The organism is Embleya sp. NPDC055664, assembly GCF_053618075.1.
The window spans coordinates 279,386-303,763 of sequence record NZ_JBSHGZ010000003.1; the positions used below are offsets into that span (position 1 = coordinate 279,386).

Consider the following 24,378-nt stretch of genomic DNA (forward strand, 5'->3'; position numbering starts at 1 on the left):
CCCCATCAGCTTTTGCCCTCCTTGGAGCGCCGATGTCAACGAACCTGCCCCGGGACGACGGCCCACCCGCGCTGCGCAAGTCGCTCGGCGTCGTCGACGGTGTCGCGGTCGCCGCGTCCAGCACGGCCGCCACCACCAGCATCGGCGTCGGCATGGGCAGCCTGGCCGCCACCGTCGGGTCGAGCACCCCGGTGATCATCCTGATCGCGTTCCTGCCCATGCTCGGTATCGCCGGTGCGTACGCCCGCCTCAACCGGGTCGAGCCCAACTGCGGCAGCGGCTATGTCTGGGTCGGCAAGTCGATCGGCCCGTGGTCCGGCTTCCTCACCGGCTGGGTCGCCCTGGCCGGGTCGGTCATCTTCCTCGCCTACACCAGCGCGATCACCGGCTCGGTGCTGCTCCAGTTCGCCAACAAGGCCGGGTGGCACGAGTTCGTCGGGCTGGCCCTGGACCCGAACTCGACCAAACTCAGCACGGTGCTGGGGCTGGTCGTACTCGTGGTGGTCACCGTGCTCGCGGTCACCGGCGTGCACCAGGCCACCCGGCTCCAGACCTTCCTGCTCGTTTTCGAGTACAGCGTGCTGCTGATCTTCTGCTGTTGGGCCATCGCGGTCGGCGAGCAGCCGTTCTCGTTCTCCTGGTTCAACCCGTTCGAGATCGACTCCGCGCCGCACTTCGCGCAGGGCCTGGTGCTCGCGGTCTTCTTCTTCTGGGGGTGGGACGCGGCCTTCAGCGTCACCGAGGAGACCAAGAACCCCGAGGACTCGGCCCGGGGCGGACTGATCGCGCTGTTCGTGATGCTCGGCATGTTCCTGCTCGGCGCGATCGCCTTCCAGCGGGTGATGACCGTGCCCGAGATGACCGAGAACGGGCCGCAGGGCCTGACCTTCCTCGGCGCCCACCTCGCCGCCGATCCGTGGGCAAGCCTGCCGCTGCTGGCGCTGATCTTCTCCGCGGTCGCCTCGCTCCAGTCCGGGGTCATCCCGACCGCGCGCGGCATGCTGGCGATGGGCCGGGACCAGACGCTCGGCAAGGTGTGGACCCGGATCCACCCGACGTTCGGTTCGCCCGCGATCGGCACGGTGCTGATCATGGCGATCGCCGCCGGCACCGCCGTCCTGGCGATCGGCATCCCCAAGCTCAACGACATGATCCTGGCGGCGGTCAACTCGATCGGCCTGATCGTCGCCTTCTACTACGGCCTCACCGCGATCGCGTGCGCCGTGCGCTTCGGGCCGACGCTGCGCACCGATCCGCGCGAGGGGGTGCGGGCGGTGGTCATTCCCGCGCTCAGCGGCCTCGCGCTGCTCGGGGTCGGGGCGTACCTCTCCTACGACTACCTGACCATGAGCGACAGTTTCGAACTCAGCCCCGACAACGGCTGGTTCATGTTCTCGGTACCGATGGCGGTGATCCTCATCGGTCTGGGCTTCGCGGCCTACGCCAAGTACGTACGCAAATCGCCCTACTTCGAGACCGGTCGCGGCACCGACGGTGACGCGATCGAACTGCCGATGGACCGCTACAACGACGCCGCCGACTTCGACGCATTCAAGGCCAGGGGACACGCATGAGCACCACCACGATCATCACTCGCCCGGCGTCGGCCTCGGTGGCCGCCGACCTGGTCTTCACCGGTGGGCCGGTGTACGTCGTCGACGGTGCGCGCGGACGGGCGAGTTCGGTCGCCGTACGGGATGGGCGCATCGTCGCGGTCGGGCACGACGAGGTGCGCGAACTGATCGGGACCCGCACCGAGGTGGTGGACCTCGCGGGCCGACTGCTGATCCCCGGGTTCCAGGATGCGCACGTGCACCCCGTGGGCGCCGGCATGGAGATGGGACAGTGCGACCTGTCCGAGTACGAGACGCTCGCCGACTACCGGCGGGTGATCCGGGAGTACGCCGAGGCCGACGCCGACGTCGAGTGGATCACCGGCGGCGGCTGGTCCATGGAGGCCTTCCCCGGCGGCCTGCCGCACCGGTCGATGCTCGACGACATCGTCCCCGACCGGCCGGTGTACCTGCCCAACCGCGACCACCACGGCGCCTGGGCGAACAGCCTCGCGCTGCGCCTCGCGGGCATCACCCGCGACACCGCCGACCCGGCCGACGGGCGGATCGAACGCGACGCGGACGGAGAGCCGACCGGCGTGCTCCAGGAGGGGGCGGCCAACCTGGTCGGCCGGCTGCTGCCGCCATCGACCGCCGAGGACCAGGTCGCCGGGCTGCTGCGGGCACAGGCGGTGCTGCACTCGCTCGGCGTCACCGCGTGGCAGGACGCGCTCCTGGGCGCGCACGCCAACATCACCGACGCCACTTCCGCGTACCTGACGGCGGTGGATCGTGGGCAACTCACCGCCCGGGTGGTCGGTTCGTTGTGGTGGGAACGCGATCGTGGGGCGGAGCAGATCGAGGACCTGCTCGCGCGCCGCGAGATGGGCACCCGGGGCCGGCTGTCCTGCCGGACGGTGAAGATCATGCAGGACGGGATCGCGGAGAACTTCACCGCCGCGATGCTCAGCCCGTATCTCACCTCGTGCGGCTGCGCCTCGGACAACAGCGGGATCAGCTTCATCGAACCGGAGGCGCTGCGCGGCTACGTGACGGCCCTGGACGCGCACGACTTCCAGGTGCACTTCCACGCGCTGGGCGACCGCGCGGTGCGGGAGGCGCTGGACGCGGTCGCGGCGATGCGGGCGGCGAACGGCTGGAAGGACACCCGGCCGCACCTCGCCCACCTCCAGGTGGTGCACCCGGACGACATCCCGCGCTTTCGCGCACTCGGGGCGAGCGCCAACATGCAGCCGTTGTGGGCCGCGCACGAGCCGCAGATGGACACGCTGACCATCCCGTTCCTGGGCCCGGAGCGGGCCGCGTGGCAGTACCCGTTCGGCGAACTGGCGCGCAGCGGCGCGACCTTGGCCGCGGGCAGCGACTGGCCGGTGTCCAGCCCCGATCCGCTGCACGGGATCCACGTGGCGGTGAACCGGCGCGTGCTCGGGTCGGACTCCCCGGTGTTCTTCCCGGAGCAGCGGTTGGATCTGCACGCGGCGCTGGCGGCGTACACGGCGGGCAGCGCGTACGTGAACCACCTGGACGACACCGGGAGCATCGTGGTGGGCAACCACGCGGACCTGGTGGTGTTGGATCGGGATCCGTTCGCGGGGGCGGCGGGGGAGATCGGGTCGACGCGGGTGGTGGAGACGTTCGTGGGCGGGGAGCGGGTGTGGTGGGGTTGAGCGCGGGCGGGCACATCGCGTACTACGCGGCGACGGAGGTGCCGTTGGCGGCGCTCGTGGCGTTCTACCCGGGATGGCTGACCACGGGCGAGATCGCGCTGTACACGGCCGAGGACCGCGCCCGGATCGCCCGCGAGTCGGCCCGGTCGGGCCCGCGGCACGAGGTGGTGCTGTACCCGGACACCCCGCACGGGTTCTTCTGCGACGAGCGCGACACGTACCGACCGGAGGCGGCGGCCGACGCGTGGTCGCGGACGGTGGCACTGCTGCGGGAGGCGTCGGTGCGCGAATGACCACCCTCCCGATCACACCGGTTGGATGGGGAGTTTCGGATAGTGCATCCTTTGCCGTGGCTGTGCCCATATCGACCGCGCCACGGCACCCGAAAGCCGGTGCCGCAAACCCGGTGCGGGAGCAACCGGCGCAGCGTCGAGTAAGTATGAAAAGATCGTCGCCGAACTCTGCGGGGCGCATCGTCCGATCCGCCGCACCCCGCAGTCGGCCCGCCAACCCGGGCCGGCCCGGGACCCGTCCGTCCCGATCCCGCCGCGTCGCGCCCGGCGGGATCGGGGGACGGGTTTCGGCGCTTCACGGGTGCCTACGCCCTTACGCGGTCGGCGAAATCGGGCCGCGTCGATGATCACCGCGCCGGTGATCCTGCCTATGGTTGACGCGATCGAACCAGCGCCTGGCATGGGGGACCGTTCATGATCGTCGAATACATCCGCTACACGATCGCCGAGGGGCAGGCCGGTGAATTCGAGGCCGCCTACGCCCGCGCGGCCGAGTCGCTGGCCGCCGCGCCGGAGTGTGTGGACTACGAGTTGAGCCGATGCGCGGAGGAGCCGTCCGCGTACATCCTGCGGATTCGCTGGACTTCGGCCGACGAGCACCTGAACGGCTTCCGCAAGGGTCCGCACTTCGCCGCCTTCTTCGCCGCGATCCGGCCGTACGTGGCCGCGATCGAGGAGATGCGGCACTACGCGGTGACCGAAGTGGTCGGCCGGGGCGGGTCGACGCCGACGCTGTACGAGTGGGCCGGCGGCGCGCCCGCGTTCGAGAAGTTGTTCACCACGTTCTACGAGCGGGTGGCCAAGGACGAGATCCTGGCCCCGGTGTTCGCCGACATGGACGCGCACCATGCGGAGCACGTCGCGGCGTGGCTGGCCGAGGTGTTCGGCGGCCCGGCGCGCTACAGCACCGAGTTGGGCGGGCACCGGCACATGGCCTCGAAGCACCTGGGCCGCGGGATCAGCGAGACGCAGCGGCGGCGCTGGGTGGCCCTGCTCCTGGAGACGGCCGACGACGTGGAACTGCCCGCCGACCCGGAGTTCCGGGGCGTGCTGGCCTACTACCTGGAGTGGGGCACCCGGATGGCGATCATCTACTCCGGCCCCAACCCGCCGCCGCTGCCCGAAACACCCATGCCGCGCTGGGACTGGGGCCAGACGCCGCCGTATCGGGGCTGAGCACACGCCCGGCCGGCGCACGGCCGACGGGATCGCGGGTCGGGCCCGACGAGGGCCCGACCCGAACCCGAACGGGAGCCGACCCGACTCCGCCGCTACGCGCGTCGGATACGGTCCGCAGGCGGCTGACTGCCCATCAGATTGCTGATATAAGCGGCCAAACGGACGTATCACGGTTCAAACCCAAAATTTGGGTAACGGTAACCACTCCCCTTGGCAAGGATTTCCGTTCCGTACCGACCGTCCCCTCGTCGCATCGGTCCTTCGCACGGCAGCATCTGCGGCGTCGATGTCACTCGTGACAGCTCCGTCACATGGAGGAACACCCACGTGAAGAGACACACTCTCGTCGCGTTCGCAGCCGCCACGACGCTGGTGGGCGGGCTCCTGACCCTCGCCCCGCCGGCTTTGGCGGACGACTCCCCGGCGCCCTCGGCCGAGTCCGCGTCCACCCCCATCGCCTGGAAGAACTGCGGCAGCTCGAATTATCCGAAGCTGGAATGCGGTTCGTTGCAGGTCCCGATGGACCACAGCCGTCCCGACGGGCAGAAGATCACGATCGCGGTGTCGCGGATTCCGCACACCGCCGCCAAGTCGCTCGGCCCGCTCCTGGTCAACCCCGGCGGCCCCGGCGCGCCCGGCCGCGGTCTGGCCGGCTACGTCGCGAAGAACCTGCGCCCCGAGGTGGCCGCGCAGTTCGACGTGATCGGCTTCGACCCCCGCGGCGCCGGCGCGAGCGAGCCGCACCTGGACTGCGTCCCGGGCTTCAACAACCCGGTGCGTCCGAACACCGTCCCCGACGACTTCGGCGACGAATTCGCCAACATCAAGCGGGTGTACACCTTCGCCAAGGCGTGCGGTGACAAGTACGGCGACTTCCTGAAGTACATGAACACGCCGGCCCAGGCCGCGGACATGGACTCGATCCGCGCCGCGCTGGGAGCCAAGCAGATCAGCTACTTCGGCTACTCGTACGGCACCTACCTCGGTTCGGTCTACGCCAAGCTGTTCCCGAGCCGGGTCAAGCGCCTGGTGCTGGACAGCATCGTCGACCCGAGCAGGGACAGCGTCTGGTACGGCGGCCAGCTCACCCAGGACGTGGCGTTCGACGCCAACATGAAGGCGTTCTTCGCCTGGGTCGCCAAGTACGACGCGAACTACCGCCTGGGCACCGACCCGGCCCAGGTCGAGAAGGCCTGGTACACGATGCGCGCGGCGCTGGCCAAGGCGCCGGCGGAGGGTGTCGTCGGGGCCTCCGAACTCGAGGACGCGTTCGCGCAGGGCGGCTACAACGACGCCTACTGGGCCGAGTTGGCCGAGGGCTTCTCGGGCTACGCGGTCGACCACGTCACCGGTCCGCTGCGTACCGCCTACGAGGACCTGGCGGCGGCCAGTCCCGGCAACGACAACATCAACAGCGGCTACCTGGCCACCCAGTGCCGGGACGCGGCGTGGCCGAAGGACTGGGCCACCTGGCACCGGGACGCGGTCAAGACCTACGCCAAGGCGCCGTTCCTGACCTGGAACAACGTCTGGTTCAACGCGGCGTGCGCGTTCTGGCCCACCAGCAGCCTCAAGCCGGTGAACGTCGCCAACGACAAGCTGCCCAAGACGCTGCTGTTCCAGGCGACCAACGACGCCGCGACCCCGTACGAGGGTGGCGTCACCATGCACCGCCTGCTGCGCGACTCGGCCCTCGTGGTCGAGCAGGGCGGGCGCAACCACGGCATCTCGCTCAGCGGCAGCACCTGCCTGGACGACTACCTGAACGAGTACCTGATCACCGGCAAGACCCCGAAGGGCAACGGCCACGGGCCGGCCGACGCGGTCTGCCAGAAGCAGCCCGACCCGGTCCCCAACGCGGCCGGGGCCAAGCTGAAGGCGGACGCCCCGAAGGTCTCCAAGACCGCCCTGTAGGGCACCGCGCACCGGAGTTCGGCAAGGACGGGCCCGTCGCCTCGGCGACGGGCCCGTCCGCGCGTTCCGCCCTGCCGGTCAAGGCAGTTGGCGCCGTTGCCGGGCCGGCCGCGGGATGTGCCGGACCCCGTGCTGCCGTAAGGTCTGCTGCCGAGGTTCGGCGAAGGGGGACGACGGTGCACCTGACGGGTGTCGGCAAGCGGTACGGCCTGCGCGGCCCGTGGGTGTTGCGCGCGGTGGACCTGCATCTGCCGCGCGGCGCGCTGATCCGGGTCGAGGGCGGCAACGGCGGCGGCAAGTCCACCCTCCTGCGGGTGCTGGCCGGCGTGTGCGAGCCGACCACCGGCAGCGTCACCGAACGCGGCTCGGCCGCCTACGTGCCCGAGCGTTTCCCGCCCGAACTGCCGCTCACCGCCCGGCGATACCTGACCCACCTGGGCCGACTGCACGGCCTCACCGGCCGGGAGAGCCGGCGCCGCGCGGACGAGTGGGCCGAACGCCTCGGCTTCGCCGACAAGATACGCGCGCCGCTGCGCGGGTTGTCCAAGGGCACCTGCCAAAAGGTGGCGGTGGCCCAGGCGTTCCTGGCCGAACCGGATCTGCTGGTCCTGGACGAGGCATGGACCGGGCTCGACCAGCCCTCGCGCGACGTCCTGGACGGCTGTGTGGTCGAGCGCATCGAGGCGGGCGCCACCGTGGTCTTCGTCGACCACGACCCCCGGCGGCTCGCCGACCAGGTGTACGAGACCTATCGGGTCGAGGCGGGCGCGGTCGTCGCGGCGATACCCGAGGCCCAGGCGATCCGGGTGCTGATCGACATCGACACCGGGCCGAGCCCCGAACTGGACCGACTCCCGGGCGATCCCGTCCGCGAGCAGAGCAGGCCCGGCGTGGTGCGCCTGCACAGCAGCACCGCGCACTCCGACGCGCTGCTACGGCATCTGCTCACCGCCGTGCCCGGGATCAGCGTCCGGGCGGTCCATCGGGAAGGAGACGGCGCGTGATCTCCGCCGTGGTGCGCTATCAGGCGGCGCTGCTGCTGCTCTCGTATCGGTGGGTGCCGCCGGTCCTGCTCTACGCCGCGGTGATGGGCATCGGGGTGGCGGGCGGCGATCCGCTGTTGTCCTCGTTCGCGTGGGCGGCGGCCGCGATCATGCCGACCGCGGTGTGGTTGACGCGCGTGGCCGTCACGGTCGAGCCCGCGGCGGCCCGGCACACCGCCTCGGCGGCGGTCGGACCCGGGCGCGCGCACCTGGCCGGGCTGCTCGTCGCGTTGACCCTGACCTGCCTGCTCGCCGCGATCTGCACCGGCGCGCTCGCCGCCGGCACGGACCACATCGCCAACCATGCCACGCACGGCGTCGGTCGCGGCGAGGCGCTCGCCGCCGGCGCGATGGCCCAGTTCGTCACCATCCTGGCCGGCGTCGCGATCGGCGCGCTGACGAACCGTCCGGTGTTGCGCCGAGCCGCGTACGCCGTCCCGATCGCGGCGTTGCTCACCCTCGCCGCCCTGGTCACCCCCGGCAGCCCGGCGGCCCGAGTGCTGAAGGTGCTCACCGACGCCGCCACCAACGACGAAATCACCCTCCCCACCACCCAACTGGCCGTCACCGCAGGCGTATTCGTCGTCGCCATCGCCCTGACCTGCCGCATGGCCGCCCGGGTGGAACACGACTGACGGGGCGTCATCGGCGGCGTCCCCCCGCACCGTCACCGCTCAGGAGGCTCCCAGCCAGGTGGCCAGGTAGGGCGGGAGGGCCTGGTCGGCGCGGTCGGGGCGGATGGGGCCCCGGGTGGTGGTGAGGGGGACCACGCCCGCGTAGTAGGGGAGGTCGAGGTCGTCGGGGTCCTCGGCCAGGCCGTGGTCGCGGACCTTTGCGGCCACCTGGTCCAGGTCCAGGCGCAACACCGTGGTCTGCGCGTTCTCCTTCGGGCTCGGCGCGCGCACGTCGTCGGCACGGCCGGGCACCAGGTGGTCGATGATCACCCGGTAGGCGTGCAGCTGTTCGTCGGGGTCGGTGACGTGCACGAGCGGGCCGTGCGCGATCACGCAGCGGTAGTCCACCGAGTGGTGCATCGCCGAGCGGGAGAGCACCACCGAGTCGACGTGGGTGACCGAGATCGCCACCGGCACCCCCTCGGCGCCGCTCGCCCGGGCGGCGAGGGCGAGTTGCCCGCCGCTGGAGGTGTGCAGGTACAGGCGCTCCCCGTCGCGTCCGAACGCGAGCGGGATCAGCTGGGGTCGGCCGCCGACGGTGAACGAGACGTGCGCCATGAAGCCGGCGTCCAGGATCGCGTGCACCACGTCGACGTCGTAGCGCATGCGGTCGCGGTGACGCTTCGGGGCGGTGGCGGCGGTGACGGGGTACTCGGCCATCACGAAGATCCTTTGTACTAGTTCAAAATGCTCTTTGGAGTAGTACAATAAAGCCGGACCTGGGGAGGCTGTCAACGGCATAACCTCCTCCCGGAATGTGCCCAGGACGCAGGAGAAGCATGGCCACCACCGGTCGCACCGCCGCCGACATCGCCGCATCCGTCGAGCGCGACCTGCACGCGCGCGAGATCGCCCCCGGCGACGCGCTGCCGCCCGTGCGCACGCTCGCGGCCGAACTCGGCGTGAACGCCAACACCGTCGCCGCCGCCTACCGCACCCTGCGCGAACGCGGCATCGTGGAGACCCACGGCCGGGCCGGCACCCGCATCCGGGCCCGCCCGGCCACCACCCAGCGCAACACCCTGGGCCCGAGCGTGCCGCCCGGCGCGCGCGACCTGGCGAGCGGCGAGCCCGACCCCGCGCTGCTGCCCTCGCCGGTCTTCCCCGAGCCGAGCCACTGGCGACCCCTGTACGTGCACGGCGCGCTGTACCGGCCGTTCGAGGACGCCGCCCGCACCGTGCTCGACGCGGCGGGCGTACCCACCGACCACCTGGCCGCCACCTCCGGCGCGCTCGACGGCATCGAGCGCTCGCTCACCGCCCACCTGCGCCCCGGCGACCTGGTCGCGGTCGAGGACCCGGGCTGGAGCAACCTGCTCGACCTGCTCGGCGCGCTCAACCTCACCCCCCGCCCGATCCCCGTCGACGACCAGGGACCCGACCCGGCCGCGACCGAGGACGCGCTGCGCGCGGGCGCCCGCGCGTTCGTGGTCACCGCCCGCGCGCACAACCCCACCGGCGCCTCGGTGTCCGCCGAACGCGCCGCCGCGCTGCGCTCGATCCTGGCCGCACACCCGCGGGCCGTGCTCTTGGAGGACGACCACGGCAACGACATCTCCGGCCGCGACCTGCACACCCTCGCCGGCATCACCACGCACTGGGCACACATCCGCTCGGCCTCCAAGGCGTACGGGCCCGACCTGCGCTGCGCCATGCTGGCCGGCGACGCGATCACCATCGACCGGATCATCGGCCGGCAGCGGCTCGGCCCCGGCTGGATCAGCCACGCGCTCCAGCACGCGGTCGCCCACGCGTGGACCTCCGCCGAGGTCGCCGCACACATCCGCGTGGCCCGGGAGGCGTACCGGGTGCGCCGGACCGGGCTGATCGAGGCACTGCGCGAGCGGGGCGTGCGGGCGGTGGGCGACACCGGGATCAACGTGTGGATCGAGGTCCGGGACGAGACCGCCGCGGTCGCCGGCCTGCTCGCCCGGGGATGGGTCGTGGCCCCCGGCGCGCGCTACCGGATCACCTCGCCGCCCGGCCTGCGGATCACCGTGGCCACGCTCACCGCCGAGGAGACCGGCCCGCTGGCCGACGCGGTCGCCGAGGCGGTACACACGGGGGCGGCCCGCCCGGGGCGGTGAACGGGGACCCGGCGCGGCGAGGTCCCCGGGGATGCGGCGGCCGGTCGCCGCGGGACTACGCGGCACAATGTCCGTGATGGGAGGTGGGGCAAACCGAACCGTGACGTCGGGGGCTGTCACCCTCGCATCCGCGTCCCCGTGCCGGAGAGCATGGGCACACTCCACCGTCACGTCCGCAGCACTCCGAGGATGCCGATGCCCACCTTCCTGAAGGCCCCGTTCACCCGACGAACATGGGCCGAGTTCGGCTACGCCATCCTCACCTTCCCGCTCGCGGTGTTCGGATTCGGCGTCGCCTTCGTGCTCGCCGCGTTCGGGATCGCCCTGACCGTCACCCTGATCGGCCTGCCCCTCCTCGCCCTGCTCGTGATGGGCGCTCGCGCGTGGGGCGGCGTGCATCGCGGCCTGGCCCGGGCCATGCTCGGGGTCCAGGTACCGCCGCTGAGCCCCTTCCGGCGCCGGCCCGGACCGCTCGGGCTGCTCGGATCCGCGCTCGGCAACGCCGAGGGCTGGCGGGCGGTCGCATACACCGTGCTCAAGCTCCCACTGGGCCTGCTCATCGTGATGGTCACCGGCATGTTCTGGGGCAACGGCCTGGTCCTGCTGGTCTACCCGGTGCTCATGGCCGCCTTCGACCCGCACGTCACCGACTCCGACGGCGTCGTGCACCACTCGGGGATCCAGATCAACGACCTGTACTTCGACACCCTGCCGCTGCAACTGGTCGTGTCCGTGGTGGGCGTGCTGATCCTGCTGCTCGCGCCGTGGGCGGTCCGAGGCGTCGTACTGCTCGACCGCCTGCTCATCCCCGCCCTGCTCGGGCCCAGCAAGTCCGCCCAGCGCATGGCCGACCTGGAGGAGACCCGCGCGATCGCCGTCGACGACTCGGCCGCCACGCTGCGCCGGATCGAGCGCGACCTGCACGACGGCGCACAGGCCCGACTCGTGGCGCTCGCGATGAACCTGAGCCTGGCCAGGGAGAAACTCGACGCCGAGGACACCGAGCGCCCGATGGACGTGGACCGCGCCCGCATCCTCGTGGACAGCGCGCTCGGCAACGCCCGGGAAGCGATCGTGGAACTACGCGACCTCGCCCGGGGGATCCACCCGCCGGTGCTCGACCAGGGCCTGGACGCCGCGCTGGCCACCCTTGCGGCGTGCAGCGCGGTGCCGGTCGAGGTGCGCACCGACATCCCGGTCCGGCCGCCCGCCACGATCGAGACCATCGCGTACTTCTGCGCCGCCGAGCTGCTCACCAACGTCGCGCACCACTCTGGCGCGACCGCCGCGATCGTCGACGTGAGTGTGCGCGAGGGCCTGCTGCGGTTGTCGGTCACCGACAACGGGCGCGGCGGCGCGCACGGGGGCAAGGGCAGCGGCCTCACCGGACTGGTCGAGCGGGCCCGCACGGTGGACGGCGTACTGCGCATCGACAGCCCGACCGGCGGGCCGACCCAGGTGACGGTGGACCTGCCGATCCGTGGCTGAGCCGGTCGCCGGGCCGCCGGCCGGGGGGCCGGCCCGGGCATGGGACGATCGAGCCCATGCGCATCGTCATCGCCGAGGACGCCGCCATCCTGCGGGACGGCCTCGTCCAACTGCTTCTCGACCGCGACCACGAGGTGGCCGCGGCCGTCCCCGACGCCGACGCGCTGCGGGCGGCGGTGGCCGAGCACAAACCCGATGTGTGCGTGGTCGACATCCGGATGCCGCCCACGCACACCGACGAGGGGCTGCGGGCCGCGATCGACATCCGGCGCGAGCATCCCGGCATCGGTGTGCTGGTCTTCTCGCAGTACATCGAGACCCGCTACGCCGCCCAACTGCTCGGCGGCAACGCGGCGGGGGTGGGTTACCTGCTCAAGGAACGGGTGGTGGACACCCGGGACTTCACCGACGCGCTGGAGCGGGTCGCGGCCGGTGGCACCGCGCTGGACCCCGAGGTGGTCACCCAGTTGTTCGGCGCGGGCCTGCGCAGCGGCGGGCTGAACACGCTGACCCCGCGCGAGCACGAGGTCCTGGGCCTGATGGCCGAGGGACGTACCAACGCGGCGATCGCGAAGAAGATGGTGGTGACCGAGCGGGCGGTGGAGAAGCACGTCGGCAACATCTTCACCAAACTGGATCTGCCGCCCTCGGACACCGATCACCGACGGGTGATGGCGGTGTTGCGCTACCTGCAGCTGTGACCGTCGCCGCACGGGTTGGGGCAGGGCCGGTGTGGGACGCGCGGATCTCCCCCTCCGGGATCCGCGCGTCCCACACCGGCCCACGGGACCGTCCGTAGGTTCAGGGCGTCGGCATCTCCGCCGCCGCGGGTGCGGGGCGAACGACGTACCGTGGGCCGGACACGAGCGAGGCGAACGTGGACGGCGGGGCGGATCGGGGGGCGGCCGCGGGCCCCGTGGTCCCCAACTCGAGCGTGCCCGGACCACCTTGGGTCGCGTCGCCGCACGCGGTCAGTCCGATGACGGTCGAGATCACCGCCGCGAGCATGCACGCCGCCGTCCCGGGCAGCGCCAGGCCGCGACTCACCCGGCCGGACTCACCGCTCGTTCGGCACACCGCGCGAGACCGCCCCGAGGTCGGTCTCGCGCGGGTGCCACGAGGGCTGCGCGGTCGTCCGGTGGCCGCCGCCACCGGGCGTTGCCGCATACGCGGGGGGCGAGGTGCACAACGCCCCCGAGGTTGTCGAGGCGGCGAGGAACGTTCCTCGCCTGCGGTGGGGTTCAGGCATCCGCGGCCTCCCCGAAACGCCGGGCCCGCCCCACCCCGGGCGGGCACGGCGTAGCAGGAGGCTAGGGGCGTTCCTTGTGGGTTTTCTGTGAATGGGCCGTCGGAGAGCGGGAATTCACGGCGGATCCCGTTCCGGATCGAGCTGCGGATCGGGATTTCGGCACGGTGGGGGCGGCGGGCGCGGCGGGGGGTGGGAGCGCGGGTTCGGGTTTCTCCCGGTCCGCCGTTCGGCTTTCGTCCCGCACGCGGCCCAGGACGCCGAGCCAGGCGCGTTCGCGGGCGGCGGTCGGGTCGGCGCGCAGGGGGAGCACCACTTCGATCCGGGTGCCGCGGCCGCTCGGCGGGACGCCCACCGTGACCCGCCCGCCGTGCAGCGCCACCTGCTGAGCGACCAGGGTCAGACCCAGCCCGGCGCCGCCGCTGCCGGGGCCGCGGTGGAAACGCTCGAACACCACGTCGCGCAACTCCGGTGCGATCCCGGGCCCGTCGTCGTCCACGCACACCACGCCGCAGTCCAGCCCGGGAAGCACCTTCACCAAGACCCGACTCGCGCCGTGCACGAGTGCGTTGCCCACCAGGTTGTCCACCAACAGCCGCAACCCCGCGGCGAGTCCGTACACCACCACCTCGTGCGGCGCCTCCACCCGTATCTCGACCGGGAGTTCGACGCCGGGCCGGTGGGCGGGCGCGCTCCGGGCCGACGCGTGCGCCACCTCGCCCAGTTCCACCTCCTCGAACGCCGTCGCGTCCACCAGGTCGCCCTGGGCGAGGGCGCGCAGCGCCGCCAGGACGGACAACACCCGCTCGTGGCCCACCCACAGGTCGGCGAGCACATCCGCACGCTCGGTCGCGGCCAGGTTCGGATAGGTGGTCAGCACCTCCAGGTCGGTGCGCATTCCGGTCAGCGGGCCGCGCAGTTCGTGGTCGACGGTCGCCGCGAACGAGCGCGCGGTCTCCAGGGCTTCGCGGGTGCGCGCGGTCTGCTCGGCGTATCGGCCGAGCACGTCGTCGAGGGTGCGGCCGAGTTCGTCCACCTCGACCACGCCCGACGACACGTGTACCGCCTCGTGCGTGCCGTCGTCCGGATCCAGCCGGGCCGCACGCCGGCGCAGCGCGCGCAGCGACCGGGTGGCCGCGGTCCCGGCGGCCAGCCCGGCGAGTGCGGACAGCGGTACGGCGAACGCGGTCACCACGTACACCCGCCGACGCAACAGCGCGGCCTGCGCCTCGGGTTCGCCCGAAGGCAGGAACACGTACATCGGCCCGGTCGGCAGCGGCCTGGTGACCATCCGCCACGAGAGCCGACCGGCGTGTACGGTCACCGGGTTCGGCGCACGGGCGGGCAGCGTCGTGGTCTGCGGTGGTTGCGGACCGACCATCAGCGGCCCGTCCGGGGTATCCACCCGCACGCCGACGTCGAGCGCCATGCTGAGCACGCGGTACTGGCGGGTGCGGAGGGCCTGTTGGCGCACGTCCAGGTCGGCCCGCAACAGTGCGCGGGCGGGTGGCGTCAACCGCTCGGCGCGCTGCTGGAGTTGCTGGTCCTGACGTGCCAACAGATCGGCCCGGACCCAGTGCACCACGAGGGTGCCGGCGCCCAGCACGAGCAAGGGCACCAGGACGGCGACCGACAGTGCGACGCGGGTGGAGAGCTTCATCCGGGACCGCCGCCGGCCCGAAGTACGAAGCCCACGCCGCGAACGGTGTGCAGCACGCGCGGCCGACCGTCCGCCTCCAGCTTGCGGCGCAGATAGCTGACGAAGGTGTCGACCACGTCGGTGCGTACGTCGAAGTCGTAACCCCAGACCCGGTCCAGGAGTTGATCGCGGGTCAGCACCAGGCCGGGGTTGCGGGCGAAGACCTCCAGGAGGGCGAACTCGCGACGGGTCAGGTCGAGCCGGACGCCGGCGCAGGAGGCGATGTGCGCGGATACGTCCACCGTGACCGGGCCGACCCGCAGCGGCGCGTCGCCCACCGGCCCGGGCGGTCTGCGCCGCAGCAACGCCCGCAACCGCAGGTCGAGTTCGCGCAGATCGAAGGGTTTCACCAGGTAGTCGTCCGCGCCGCTCTCCAGGCCCGCGATGCGATCGGCGGTCTCGTCGCGGGCGGACAACATCAGGACGGGGGTCGCGGCGCCTCGGGCGCGCAGTTCGGCGCACACCTCGATGCCGCTGATCCCCGGCATGGCCACGTCCAGGACCACGACCTGCGGCGCGGCGGTGGGCACGGCCGGCTCGATCAGGTCCAGCGCGCGGGTGCCGTCGGCGGCGAGGGTGACGTGATAGCCGGCCAGGCGCAGGCCGCGTTCCAGGGCCCGGCGGATGGAGGGGTCGTCGTCGACGACCAGAACGTGGGGTGGGGTGGGGGTCGGGGTGGGGGTTGCGGGAGCCTCGGTCACCGGATCGCGGCCTCCGTTTCGGGAGTCCGCGATTCGCGGGGCTCCGGGTACGGATGGGGGGACGAATTCGGGTGCGGGTGGGGGTGGTTGCCCGGGATCGGTGTTCGCGGGGTGGCCTCGGTGGACGCACCTTCGTCGCGGATCACGACGCGGCGCGTCGCGCGTGGGTCGGCTCGACCCATGTCGCCCCCGAACGGTTGTTGCCGATGTTGCAGCACAACCTATGGCGGGAAGCCGCTCCGTGTACCGGGAATGACGGCGCGTCAGCTGTGCGTGGGGGGAGGGGTGGCGGGCGGCGGGTTCGGCGGGGTGTCGGGCGGGCTCGGGGGCGGGTCCGAAGGCGTGTTCGGGTGTTCGGGGTCTTCCGGGCGTCCGGGGTGCTTCGGGCGCTCGCGGTGTTCCGGGCGTTGCGAGTGTTCCGGGTGTTCGCGGTGTCGCGATTGCTCGGGGTGTCCGATGAAGCCTTCCGTCCCGATGTCGAGCGGGTCGTCCGCGTCGGCCTTCGCGGACATCCACCGGAACCAGTTCGTCCGGTTGATCGGGACCTGCGGGTTGCGCAGCAGCCACAACACGTGGCCCGCCTGGTCGCGGGTCCACGACTCTCCCGAGACGCGGGCCTTCTCCAGCCGCGCGCGCAGATCGTCGCCGTCGATCACGCGGGCGATCCGCGAGTAGTCGCGGTCCTTGCAGCGGTGGCGCCGGTAGACGACGAGTTCGACCAGGTCGAGCAGCCGGGCCCGGGCCGGGCCGTGGTGACCGGGGACGGCGAGCAGCCGGATCAGGCGCTGCTTGCTGCTCCAGACCTTGGCGTGCCGGGTCCACTCGGCGGGGAACCGGGCCTCCCATTCGAGATAGGTCAGCGCGTATGGCAACCCGCCCCAGTCCGGGACCTCGGCGGGCGGGGGCGAGTCGGCGAGCAGCGCGGCATCGGGGGTGAGCAGCCACGCATCGCGAAATCGCCGCCACGCGCCCTCCTCGGCGGAGACCGAGCGGGGCACCCGCAACACGATGGTGTCGTAGGCCTCGCGCGCCGCGCGCATGTCGCGCGTCACCAGCAGATACCGGTCCAGTGCGCGGCGATGGGCGACCTCGTCGTCCGAAACGAGCGCGCGCATCCAACCCAGCCGGGTGTCCCAGTCCTCGATCGCGCCTCGTTCGGTCACGCCGACGATCTACCCACGTGGCCGGCGAACAAGTCCGCCCCGCCGCACCCGGCGCACGGAACTCGCCGCGAAGTCCCGCGAGACGTCGCTGTCGCGTCGCGCATGCCTGGTTCTCGCTCTCCTCGGGGACCGGGCGCAATCAAGGTCGCGCGAATCGCTGCGCCACCCACCCTACGAGCGGATCGCCCGCGTGGTGGGAGGCCGGCGCGGCGGGTCGCCGAGACACGGGCCCGCCCCTCGGGCGCCCGACCGCGCGACGGTCGGCCCGCGGCCACACCGATGTGCCGGGGCGGCGCGGTGCCGAGCCACGATCTTCTCGACGATCCGCATCGGCCGTTCCCCCGCCCGATCGACGCGGCCGTTCCGAGTACCGACCCGAGCGCCTTCGAGGCCGAAGGTGATCTCGGCCGTCGGGCGGCCTGCCCTCGACCCGGTCGAACGCCGCCCGGTAGGTGGCGGTGACGATCCGCGGCCACCGGGCCGGGAGCCGGCCGGACCGCGAGCGGGGTGGGGTCAGGCGCCGTTGCCGGCGGCCAGTTGGGGGGTTCTGGGGATGCGGCCGGTCAGGGTCAGGGCCGGGAGTTGGGGGTGGGTGGGGCGTGGGGGCAGGGCCGCGAGACCGGTGCGGTTGGGACCGGCGGTGGCCAACTCGGCGCGGATGCGGACCTCCATCAGGGCGCCGGCGGGGGCGGCCAGGGCGGTGGCCAGGAGTTCGCAGGCGGCCTCGGTGCGGCCCTCGGCGCGTTCGACGACGGCGAGGGCGTACAGGGCGTAGGCGCCGACCGGGGTCAGGCCCTGCGTGCCGGTCAGCCGCAGGGCCTGCCAGGCGCCGTCGCGGGCCTCGGCGATGCGGCCCTGGGTGGTCGCGGCCATGGACAGCGCGGCCAGGAACCAGGCGGCCAGCGTGCCCTGGCCGGTGGAGCGGGCCAGGCGCAGGCCCTCGGCGGCGTGGGTCTCGGCCTCGACCGCCCGGCCGGACAGCGCGCCCGCGACGGCCAGCGGCATCAGCGCCGCGGCGAGTGCGCCCCGCGCGCCGTGGGTGCGCAGCACCGCGGCCTCGTCGAGCAGGACCTCGTACGCCGCCTGGTCGGTCGCCGCCGCGTGGACCGCGAGCGGGGTCACCTCCCAGAGCGCGATGCCCAGGCCGTACAGCCGGGCCCGGGTGGCCGGGGCGACCATTGCGGGGGAGACGCCGTCGGCGCCGAGCGCGGCGACCACGGTGCGCAGCGGGTCGTCGGAGGCGAGGGGGAGTGCGGCCAGGGCGGTCCGGGCCTGGCTGGTGCGGGCGCGGTCGCCCGCCTCCCACGCGGCGCCGGTCGCGGCGAGCAGCAGGGCGGCGCGACCATGGGCCGCGTCCAGGAGCAGCGCGCCCGCCTCACAACGATGCCCTTCCGCGTGCCGGAGGGCGGCGCGGAGCCGGATCGCGGTACCGGAGGAGTGCGCCGACGAGCCCTCGTCGGTGACACCCTCGACATCGGTGGCGTCGGCGGTGTCGAGCAGGGTGCGGGCGCGGACCGGGAAGCCGGCCTCCCACGCGGCGTACGCGGCGGCGACGAAGCGGCGGCGGGCGGTCGGGCGGTCGGCAGTGAGCCGGGCGGCCTGCTCCCACGTCGCCGCGGCGGCGCCGGCGCCGAGTTCGCGGCGGGTACGGCCCGCGCCGGCCTCCAGAGCCGCGGCGAGATCGGCGTCGGGCCCGGTGGCCAGCGCGGCCAGATGCCAGGGACGCCGGTACGCGAGGGCGCCGCTCGCGGCGTAGACCAGTGCTCCGTGCAGGGAGCGGCGCTCCGCCGCGCTGAGCGAACGGCGTACCTCCTCGCGCGCCGACGCGTTGCGGAAGCGCACCCGATGCTCGGTGGTGTCGACGAGGTCGGCCCGCAGGAGGGCGAGCCGTGCGCCGCGCCCGATGCCGATGCGCCGTCCGGCGACGGCCAACTGGTCGAGGTCGGCGGCCGGTTCGAGCGCGGCCAGCGCGAGCAGTCGGCGCGCCTCCTCGGGCAGGCCGGCCGCCGGCCCGCCACCGCTCGCGACGCGGCCGGCACCCGATCGCTCGCCGCTGCGGACAGTCGACCCGGACGAGGTACCCGCCGTCACCCGATCGTGGTCACGGTCGACGCCCGACCGCGTGGCCCGCGCGGACTCGGGCCGGTGGTCGTTCCCGATACCGGTACCGGTACCGGTGCCGCCGCCCGTGCCCCGGGCGTCCGCGTCCGTGCCGGCATCGAGTCCGCCACCCCAGAAGACGTCGGTACCGGTGGCCCGCCCCGACCGCCCACCGACGCCCGAGCCCGAGCCCGATCCCGTGCCCGAAGCCTCTCGTCCGGCAGCCTCGTTCGCCCCGAAGCCGGCACCCGAACGGGACCCGTCCGCCGTACGCCGCGCGGACGACGCCGCGAACACGCCGTCGGCCGCTTCGCCCCGCCGACCATCCGTGGCCGCCGCGGCCCCGCCGCCCGCAGCCACCGGCAAGTCGCCGTCGCGCCCCCGGGCCGCGTCACCCGCCCGCGCGCCCGCCTCGGCGTCACCTGCCCCGCTCGTCCGCCGGGCGTCCTCGGGCAGTTCGTCCCGGGTGGCCTCCGCCGCCACTCGGGCCGTGCTACCCGCGTCACACGTGGCCCGGGCGGCCCCGTCGTGGATGGCCGTGGATTCGGCGTCGGTCGCCTGTTCGGCCGTACGCGTCGCCTCGTCCGTGCCCGCATTCCGCGAACCGGCCGGACCGGCAGCGGACTCCGCGGCGGCGACGTGCTCGGCCCCTCGCGTGGCGGCCGGGTCGTCCCCGGGGGCATTCGCCGTGCCGCGCGCCCCCGAGTCGCTCACCCGCTCGGCTGCACCCATTCGGAACGCCCCACCGGATGCCCCCGCTTCGGCCCGCTCCGACCGCTGCCCATCCGCTTCGGCGAGCCCGGCCCCCGCGGCGTCGTCCGCCCCGGCGACTCCGGTACCCGACTCGACACCGTCCGCCGCGGCGCCCGCCCCCTCCCGCGTGGCGCGCAGCACCGCGATCGGCAGCCCCTCCGCGCGGGCCGCGATGTACGCCACCACCGCGGCCGAGGCCGCGTCGAGCCAGTGGGCGTCGTCGACCAGGACCAGGATCGGTTGTTCGCGGGCCGCGATGGCGATCAGGGAGCACGCGGCGGCGGCGACCACGGTGCGGTCGGCGGCGCCGGGGGCCAGGCCGAGGGCGGTGCGCAGCGCCTGGGCCCTGGTGTGCGGCAGTCGGCCGATGCGTGGGTGCAGCGTGGCGAGGAGTTGGCGCAGGCCGGTATAGGGGAGGGCGCCGCCGCCGCGCGGGCCGCTCGTCCGCAGGACGGTCATCCCCTTGGCCGCCCACACCGCCTCGGCCAGGAGCGTCGTCTTGCCCGTCCCCGCGGCGCCGCGCAGCACGACGGCTCCGCCGTCACCGGCGCGCGTCCGTTGCAGCAGCGCCGTGACGGCGGCCAGTTCGTCGTTCCTTCCGTGTGGCACGGAAAATCTCCTCGCTTCTCGCTCACACCCCCGTGGTGTGCCCGGCGGCCCCGCCGGATCCGACCGGGCCGCCGCACTATGAGCCTGAGCTTGCCCGTTCCCGGTCAACACATGTTCAACATTCACTCAACGTGTGAAGTCCGCACCAACCAATTACCGACATGTGACACCGACATGGGGCCGATCTCACGCCCGCGCTCGGCCGTACATCCACCGACTCCTCGATGCGATCGCCCTTCGGCACCTCGAACCCTGCCTCGAACCCGGTCTCGATCCGGCCTCGACCCCGCCTCGATCCCTGCCTCAATCCCGGTACTCCGGTCGCCGCCCGTCCCGGCGCGCCCGAATGGCCTCCTCGAAGTTCTCGGTTGTCAGCCTGACGTACAACTGGGCGTGCCCCTCGTGATCCATGTGCGAGTGCATGCTGCCGGCCTCCAGACCCGACCACAGCAACCGCTTTGTCACCTCCACCCCCACTCGACTGAACCCGATGATGCGCTCGGCGAGTTGGTACGCGTCGTCGAGCAATTTCTCGCCCGGCACCACGCGCGACACCAGTCCGATCCGCTCGGCCTCGGTCGCGTCCACGTCCCGCCCGGACAACATGATCTCGAATGCCCGAGACGACCCGATCGCCCGGGGGAGCAAATAGCTGATTCCGAGCTCGCTCGCGGTCAGCCCGTTGTTGATCCCGGCGGCCCGGAAGTAGGCCGTGTCGGAGGCGATTCGGATGTCGGTGGCAGTGGCGAGGCAGAAACCGCCGCCGATCGCGGGGCCGTTGATCGCGCCGATCACCGGCTGGTGCAGCCGGCGCAGCCCGAGGATCACGTCGTCCAGGATCTCCATCGACCGGCGCGCGATGCTCGTCCGGGTCAGGCCCTTGACCCCGGGGATGCGTCCGGAATTCTCCAGATCCGCACCGGAACAGAACCCCCTCCCTGCGCCGGTCAATATGACGACACGCGTATCGTTGTCGGAACTCACTGCTTCCAAAGCCTCACGGAAGGGGACCATGACGTCGAACGCCATGGCGTTCATGCGGTCCGGTCGATTGAGGGTGATGAGCGTGACGTGGGGGCGGGGCTTGTCGACGAGTACGAAAGACATGGGGGCGTCATCCTCGGCATGATGGAGGGGCGAAGGACTGCGAGTCGCACGGCGTCCGACCGGGCGACCGGGGTACCGAAGAGCGCGGATCCGATCCCGGCGCCGACGATCGGCGTGGCGCGTCCGGTCGCCGATCGGGCGAGCGTTCGCACGCCGATCGAGGGCGAACGTCCGGTGGCGCGTCGGTGGTTCGGGGCGCGGATCCGGTCGGCGGTGCGTGCCCGGATCGGGGCCCATGGCTGGTTCGGAACCCGTACGTGGTTCGGGACACGCGAGCCATTCTTGACCAAGTCAATGAAACCGCTCAAGGCCGATCCCCGATCGTTCGACGCGTTCGCGGGCGACTACGACCGATATGCCGGACTGTGTGACCCCTTCGGCGCGTGGCTGGCCGATCTCGAACTCGCCGGCGACCGTGCCCTGGACGCCGGGTGCGGCTCCGGCCGGCACGCGCTCGCCCTGGCCGGCTCCTATACCGAGGTGGTGGCCGCCGACGTGAGCGCGCCGCTGATCGAAGTCGCCAGGGTCCGCCGGCCGCACGAGCGGGTCCGCTACGAGGTCGCCTCGCTGCTGGACGTACACCACGCCGAGGGCTTCGACCTGGTTCTGAGCATCGGCACGCTGCACCATCTCCCGGACCTGACCGGCGCGCTCACCCATCTCGGGTCGCTGGTCCGCCCCGGCGGCGAACTCGTCCTGGTCGACGACGTGGCCACCGAGCCCGCCGTGACGCGCCGGCAACACGTGCTGCTCGCCGTCCGCGAACTGGCCCGGGACCTGCGCCGGCTGCGCGTTCGCGACGCCTGGTGGCTGTACCGCTTCCGCACCGGCACGGCCTGGCTGGACCACCTGATGTCCCACCACTACCTCACCCGCGCGCAGTACCGCGAGCGCTACGCCGAGGTCTTCCCGGACGCCGACTTCATCGACCTGGCCGACGCGACCGCGATGCGCTGGCGCCGTCGGCCGACCCACGACCGGCAACGATCGGAGAGCACGGATGTCGATCGACACGGCTGACGGCATACCGGCGTCGCCGCACGCACGCGCGGACGGCACGCCGGTCCGGGTCGACCTGGGTCGGCTCGCCTACCCGTTCGCGCAGACCGAGATGGCGCGCTGGGTCGCCGAGCGGCAACGGGGCGACGCGCCGGACCGGCTGTTCCTGCTCACCCATCCTCCGGTGATCACCTACAGCGCGCGCACCCCCGCCGCGGACCTGCCGGACCCGGCCTCGCCGATCCCGCTCGTCGAGGTGGACCGGGGCGGACACGCCACCTACCACGGCCCGGGTCAGCTGATCGGCTACCTGGTGCTGAACGTCCGCGCGCTCGGCCCGGGCGACCTGGTGCGCCGGGTGGAGAACGGCCTGCTCGCCGCGCTCGACGCGCTGGGCTTCCCGGCGGTACGGCGCGAGACCCCGGCGGGTGCGCCGAGCCTGGTCGGGATCTGGACACCGGACCACCGCAAGCTCGCGTCGATCGGGATGCGGATCCGACGGGGCGTCAGCAGCCACGGCTTCGCGCTCAACATCGACCCCGACCTGAGCGCGTTCACCACATTCACCGCGTGTGCGCTCCCGGACACGACGATGACCTCTCTGGCCGAACTCGCCGCCGAGGCCGGTTGCCCCGCCCCGACCGAGGCGGCGGTCCGCGACGCGGTGGCCGACGCCCTGCTTCTCGAACTCACCCGCCGTCCCCCCACGAGCCCGCCCGCCCCGCGCACGGAGGCGGACGCCCCACACGGGTTTCGGCCGCTCAATCCGCCCGCACGCCCGTGACGTCCCACAGGTGGTGGACCGGGTCGTGGACGAAGTAGCGGGCGAAGGACTCCACCGTGAAGACCATGCCGTCGCTGCGGTTGCCGGTACGCGACCACTGGTCGTCGGCCACCGCCGCGAACGCGTCGGCCAATGTGCCGCCCGCCGCCGCGAGATCGGCCGCGACGCGTACGGGGTCCTGCTCGGCGTAGCGCGACTCGATCGCCGTCGCGTCCTGGTCCCAGTTCGCGAAATCCGGGGCGTCGCGGGTCAACATCAGCCGTAGCCGCTCGTCGAACAGCACGAAGACGTCGCGGACATGGCACGCGTATTCGAGCGGGGACCACGTGTCCGGATTCGGCCGGTTCCGCAGCTCGTCGCCGCCGGAGACGAGCAACTCGTGCCACGCGGCGGCGTTCGCGCGGGTCAGTGCGGGGATCCGGGCGAGCGGAACGGCAGGGGTGTCCAGGCCGCAGTCGGGACAGGACGTGTCGAGAACCCACGTCCAACTCTTGGTCTCGGGAATGATCATGCGCCGAGGATGGCCCACGCATCCCCGCTCCAACAAGACGTTTCCCCCGAAGCCCCCGCGTGCGCGCTCTCGGTGCGCCGCCACCTCCCGCCCACCGGGTCACACCCGCCACGCGAGTCGACCCCTTTATCAGTGCTCCTTCCGCTGTACATCCTCGACGGCGGATTTCGAGGATGCCTTTTTCTGCTTCTCCTTCTCTGTGGGCAAAAGCGTTTCTCCGAGCACCCACACCACGAACCCGAGCACGATCAGGGCGAAGCTCGCCGGCAGCTGATAGCCGTGCAAAAAGGCTTGCCGGGCGAGCAGTCCCCAGGCCCGGAACCAACCGACGAAGTGGTGAACGATCCCACCGACGCCTTGGAGGACCAGGAACAATCCGAAAATGTCCAGGAACTTGCGCATGGGCGTCACGTTATCGACGCCTCTTGATCTTCGAAACGGCCGAGCGGCCAATCCCGATCGACCAAAGTCGAGCCCCGCGCGCCCGGTACCGCGACCTTCGTCGCGCCGACCGAACCCGACCGCGACCGCTCACGTCGACGGTCGGTGAGACGGGCCGCCTCGCGGCGAAAGGCTCACTGCGGCTCCAGCCGAACGGTAGTCCGCAGTGGCTATGAGTGGGCCCGGGGGCACCGATCTCACCGACCGCCCCCTACAACCCGCACGCCCCGCCCGGCATTCCCGTCCCCACGCGGAACTTCCACCCCGCGTCCGGAATCGCCGCCGCCGTGTCGAAATGCCCCGTAATGGTGCACAATATGCCCCGCTCCACCTCCAACAGGCCCTC

The 24,378-nt window shown here is 72.5% G+C and carries 21 protein-coding genes; 12 read left to right on the top strand and 9 right to left on the bottom strand.

Features of this window, described 5'->3' with window-relative positions:
• The first annotated feature begins 32 nt into the window (after positions 1–32).
• The 7 genes from ACWGR4_RS07070 to ACWGR4_RS07100 all read left to right on the top strand — a co-directional run bounded on the left by ACWGR4_RS07070 (position 33) and on the right by ACWGR4_RS07100 (position 8,305).
• The gene (locus ACWGR4_RS07070; protein ID WP_452129638.1) at positions 33–1,574 is read left to right on the top strand and encodes an APC family permease; all 1,542 of its coding nucleotides are present in this window, start codon (positions 33–35) and stop codon (positions 1,572–1,574) included.
• The gene (locus tag ACWGR4_RS07075) at positions 1,571–3,241 is read left to right on the top strand and encodes an amidohydrolase (RefSeq protein ID WP_452129637.1); all 1,671 of its coding nucleotides are present in this window, start codon (positions 1,571–1,573) and stop codon (positions 3,239–3,241) included. Before ACWGR4_RS07070 ends, ACWGR4_RS07075 begins: the two co-directional genes overlap by 4 nt.
• The gene (locus ACWGR4_RS07080; protein WP_380001539.1) at positions 3,229–3,534 is read left to right on the top strand and encodes a dienelactone hydrolase family protein; all 306 of its coding nucleotides are present in this window, start codon (positions 3,229–3,231) and stop codon (positions 3,532–3,534) included. Before ACWGR4_RS07075 ends, ACWGR4_RS07080 begins: the two co-directional genes overlap by 13 nt.
• Before the next feature lie 414 nt (positions 3,535–3,948).
• Positions 3,949–4,710: a group II truncated hemoglobin gene (locus ACWGR4_RS07085; RefSeq protein ID WP_380001541.1), complete on the top strand. Its 762-nt coding sequence runs from the start codon at positions 3,949–3,951 to the stop codon at positions 4,708–4,710.
• Positions 4,711–5,232: 522 nt separating this feature from the next.
• Positions 5,233–6,627, top strand: coding sequence for an alpha/beta hydrolase (locus ACWGR4_RS07090; protein WP_452129681.1), 1,395 nt, complete (start codon positions 5,233–5,235; stop codon positions 6,625–6,627).
• A gap of 176 nt (positions 6,628–6,803) precedes the next feature.
• The gene (locus ACWGR4_RS07095) at positions 6,804–7,631 is read left to right on the top strand and encodes an ATP-binding cassette domain-containing protein (protein ID WP_380001543.1); all 828 of its coding nucleotides are present in this window, start codon (positions 6,804–6,806) and stop codon (positions 7,629–7,631) included.
• On the top strand, positions 7,628–8,305 hold the full coding sequence (locus ACWGR4_RS07100; RefSeq protein ID WP_380001545.1) for an ABC transporter: 678 nt from the start codon (positions 7,628–7,630) through the stop codon (positions 8,303–8,305). Before ACWGR4_RS07095 ends, ACWGR4_RS07100 begins: the two co-directional genes overlap by 4 nt.
• A 39-nt stretch (positions 8,306–8,344) precedes the next feature.
• On the opposite strand, the gene ACWGR4_RS07105 is transcribed toward ACWGR4_RS07100, so the two are convergent.
• Positions 8,345–9,004 (bottom strand): pyridoxamine 5'-phosphate oxidase family protein, encoded by a 660-nt coding sequence (locus ACWGR4_RS07105; RefSeq protein ID WP_380001547.1) that lies wholly within the window; start codon positions 9,002–9,004, stop codon positions 8,345–8,347.
• A 119-nt stretch (positions 9,005–9,123) separates the two neighbouring features.
• Between ACWGR4_RS07105 and ACWGR4_RS07110 the strand changes: the two genes are divergently transcribed.
• The 3 genes from ACWGR4_RS07110 to ACWGR4_RS07120 all read left to right on the top strand — a co-directional run bounded on the left by ACWGR4_RS07110 (position 9,124) and on the right by ACWGR4_RS07120 (position 12,620).
• The gene (locus tag ACWGR4_RS07110; protein WP_452133996.1) at positions 9,124–10,431 is read left to right on the top strand and encodes an aminotransferase class I/II-fold pyridoxal phosphate-dependent enzyme; all 1,308 of its coding nucleotides are present in this window, start codon (positions 9,124–9,126) and stop codon (positions 10,429–10,431) included.
• Positions 10,432–10,626: 195 nt separating this feature from the next.
• On the top strand, positions 10,627–11,919 hold the full coding sequence (locus ACWGR4_RS07115) for a sensor histidine kinase (protein ID WP_380001551.1): 1,293 nt from the start codon (positions 10,627–10,629) through the stop codon (positions 11,917–11,919).
• A 56-nt stretch (positions 11,920–11,975) separates the two neighbouring features.
• Entirely contained in the window at positions 11,976–12,620 is a 645-nt protein-coding gene (locus ACWGR4_RS07120; RefSeq protein WP_380001553.1) for a response regulator transcription factor, read from the top strand.
• Between the two features lie 100 nt (positions 12,621–12,720).
• Here the strand turns inward: ACWGR4_RS07120 and ACWGR4_RS07125 are convergent, their stop codons facing one another.
• The 6 genes from ACWGR4_RS07125 to ACWGR4_RS07150 all read right to left on the bottom strand — a co-directional run bounded on the left by ACWGR4_RS07125 (position 12,721) and on the right by ACWGR4_RS07150 (position 21,297).
• Entirely contained in the window at positions 12,721–12,966 is a 246-nt protein-coding gene (locus ACWGR4_RS07125; RefSeq protein WP_380001555.1) for a hypothetical protein, read from the bottom strand.
• A 263-nt stretch (positions 12,967–13,229) separates the two neighbouring features.
• On the bottom strand, positions 13,230–14,825 hold the full coding sequence (locus tag ACWGR4_RS07130; RefSeq protein ID WP_452128573.1) for a sensor histidine kinase: 1,596 nt from the start codon (positions 14,823–14,825) through the stop codon (positions 13,230–13,232).
• Complete coding sequence (locus tag ACWGR4_RS07135) at positions 14,822–15,565, bottom strand: response regulator transcription factor (RefSeq protein WP_452128572.1); 744 nt, start codon at positions 15,563–15,565, stop codon at positions 14,822–14,824. Before ACWGR4_RS07135 ends, ACWGR4_RS07130 begins: the two co-directional genes overlap by 4 nt.
• A gap of 263 nt (positions 15,566–15,828) precedes the next feature.
• Complete coding sequence (locus ACWGR4_RS07140; protein WP_452128571.1) at positions 15,829–16,728, bottom strand: hypothetical protein; 900 nt, start codon at positions 16,726–16,728, stop codon at positions 15,829–15,831.
• Between the two features lie 513 nt (positions 16,729–17,241).
• On the bottom strand, positions 17,242–20,190 hold the full coding sequence (locus ACWGR4_RS07145; protein WP_452128570.1) for an AAA family ATPase: 2,949 nt from the start codon (positions 20,188–20,190) through the stop codon (positions 17,242–17,244).
• A gap of 303 nt (positions 20,191–20,493) precedes the next feature.
• Positions 20,494–21,297, bottom strand: coding sequence for an enoyl-CoA hydratase (locus tag ACWGR4_RS07150; RefSeq protein WP_380001565.1), 804 nt, complete (start codon positions 21,295–21,297; stop codon positions 20,494–20,496).
• Between the two features lie 282 nt (positions 21,298–21,579).
• Here ACWGR4_RS07150 and ACWGR4_RS07155 point away from each other — a divergent pair, with 282 nt between their 5' ends.
• Together ACWGR4_RS07155 and lipB are read left to right on the top strand one after the other, a co-directional pair.
• Complete coding sequence (locus ACWGR4_RS07155) at positions 21,580–22,317, top strand: class I SAM-dependent methyltransferase (protein ID WP_452128569.1); 738 nt, start codon at positions 21,580–21,582, stop codon at positions 22,315–22,317.
• Positions 22,298–23,080, top strand: a complete 783-nt coding sequence (gene lipB / locus ACWGR4_RS07160; protein ID WP_452128568.1) for a lipoyl(octanoyl) transferase LipB — start codon at positions 22,298–22,300, stop codon at positions 23,078–23,080. The genes ACWGR4_RS07155 and lipB overlap by 20 nt, the downstream gene beginning before the upstream one ends.
• Here lipB and ACWGR4_RS07165 read toward each other — a convergent pair.
• Both ACWGR4_RS07165 and ACWGR4_RS07170 read right to left on the bottom strand, forming a co-directional pair.
• Complete coding sequence (locus ACWGR4_RS07165) at positions 23,058–23,591, bottom strand: DinB family protein (RefSeq protein WP_452128567.1); 534 nt, start codon at positions 23,589–23,591, stop codon at positions 23,058–23,060. The two genes, lipB and ACWGR4_RS07165, sit on opposite strands and share 23 nt — an antisense overlap.
• Positions 23,592–23,720: 129 nt before the next feature.
• Positions 23,721–23,993 (bottom strand): hypothetical protein, encoded by a 273-nt coding sequence (locus ACWGR4_RS07170; RefSeq protein ID WP_452128566.1) that lies wholly within the window; start codon positions 23,991–23,993, stop codon positions 23,721–23,723.
• Positions 23,994–24,378: the final 385 nt, after the last annotated feature.

Excerpts from the sequence above, each read along its gene's own strand:
- ACWGR4_RS07090 (WP_452129681.1), top strand. The coding sequence starts at position 5,233 with ATGGACCACAGCCGTCCCGACGGGCAGAAGATCACGATCGCGGTGTCG.
- ACWGR4_RS07105 (WP_380001547.1), bottom strand. The coding sequence starts at position 9,004 with ATGGCCGAGTACCCCGTCACCGCCGCCACCGCCCCGAAGCGTCACCGC.
- ACWGR4_RS07165 (WP_452128567.1), bottom strand. The coding sequence starts at position 23,591 with ATGATCATTCCCGAGACCAAGAGTTGGACGTGGGTTCTCGACACGTCC.
- lipB (WP_452128568.1), top strand. The coding sequence starts at position 22,298 with ATGTCGATCGACACGGCTGACGGCATACCGGCGTCGCCGCACGCACGC.
- ACWGR4_RS07150 (WP_380001565.1), bottom strand. The coding sequence starts at position 21,297 with ATGTCTTTCGTACTCGTCGACAAGCCCCGCCCCCACGTCACGCTCATC.
- ACWGR4_RS07110 (WP_452133996.1), top strand. The coding sequence starts at position 9,124 with ATGGCCACCACCGGTCGCACCGCCGCCGACATCGCCGCATCCGTCGAG.
- ACWGR4_RS07170 (WP_452128566.1), bottom strand. The coding sequence starts at position 23,993 with ATGCGCAAGTTCCTGGACATTTTCGGATTGTTCCTGGTCCTCCAAGGC.
- ACWGR4_RS07075 (WP_452129637.1), top strand. The coding sequence starts at position 1,571 with ATGAGCACCACCACGATCATCACTCGCCCGGCGTCGGCCTCGGTGGCC.
- ACWGR4_RS07070 (WP_452129638.1), top strand. The coding sequence starts at position 33 with ATGTCAACGAACCTGCCCCGGGACGACGGCCCACCCGCGCTGCGCAAG.
- ACWGR4_RS07115 (WP_380001551.1), top strand. The coding sequence starts at position 10,627 with ATGCCCACCTTCCTGAAGGCCCCGTTCACCCGACGAACATGGGCCGAG.
- ACWGR4_RS07085 (WP_380001541.1), top strand. The coding sequence starts at position 3,949 with ATGATCGTCGAATACATCCGCTACACGATCGCCGAGGGGCAGGCCGGT.
- ACWGR4_RS07130 (WP_452128573.1), bottom strand. The coding sequence starts at position 14,825 with ATGAAGCTCTCCACCCGCGTCGCACTGTCGGTCGCCGTCCTGGTGCCC.
- ACWGR4_RS07120 (WP_380001553.1), top strand. The coding sequence starts at position 11,976 with ATGCGCATCGTCATCGCCGAGGACGCCGCCATCCTGCGGGACGGCCTC.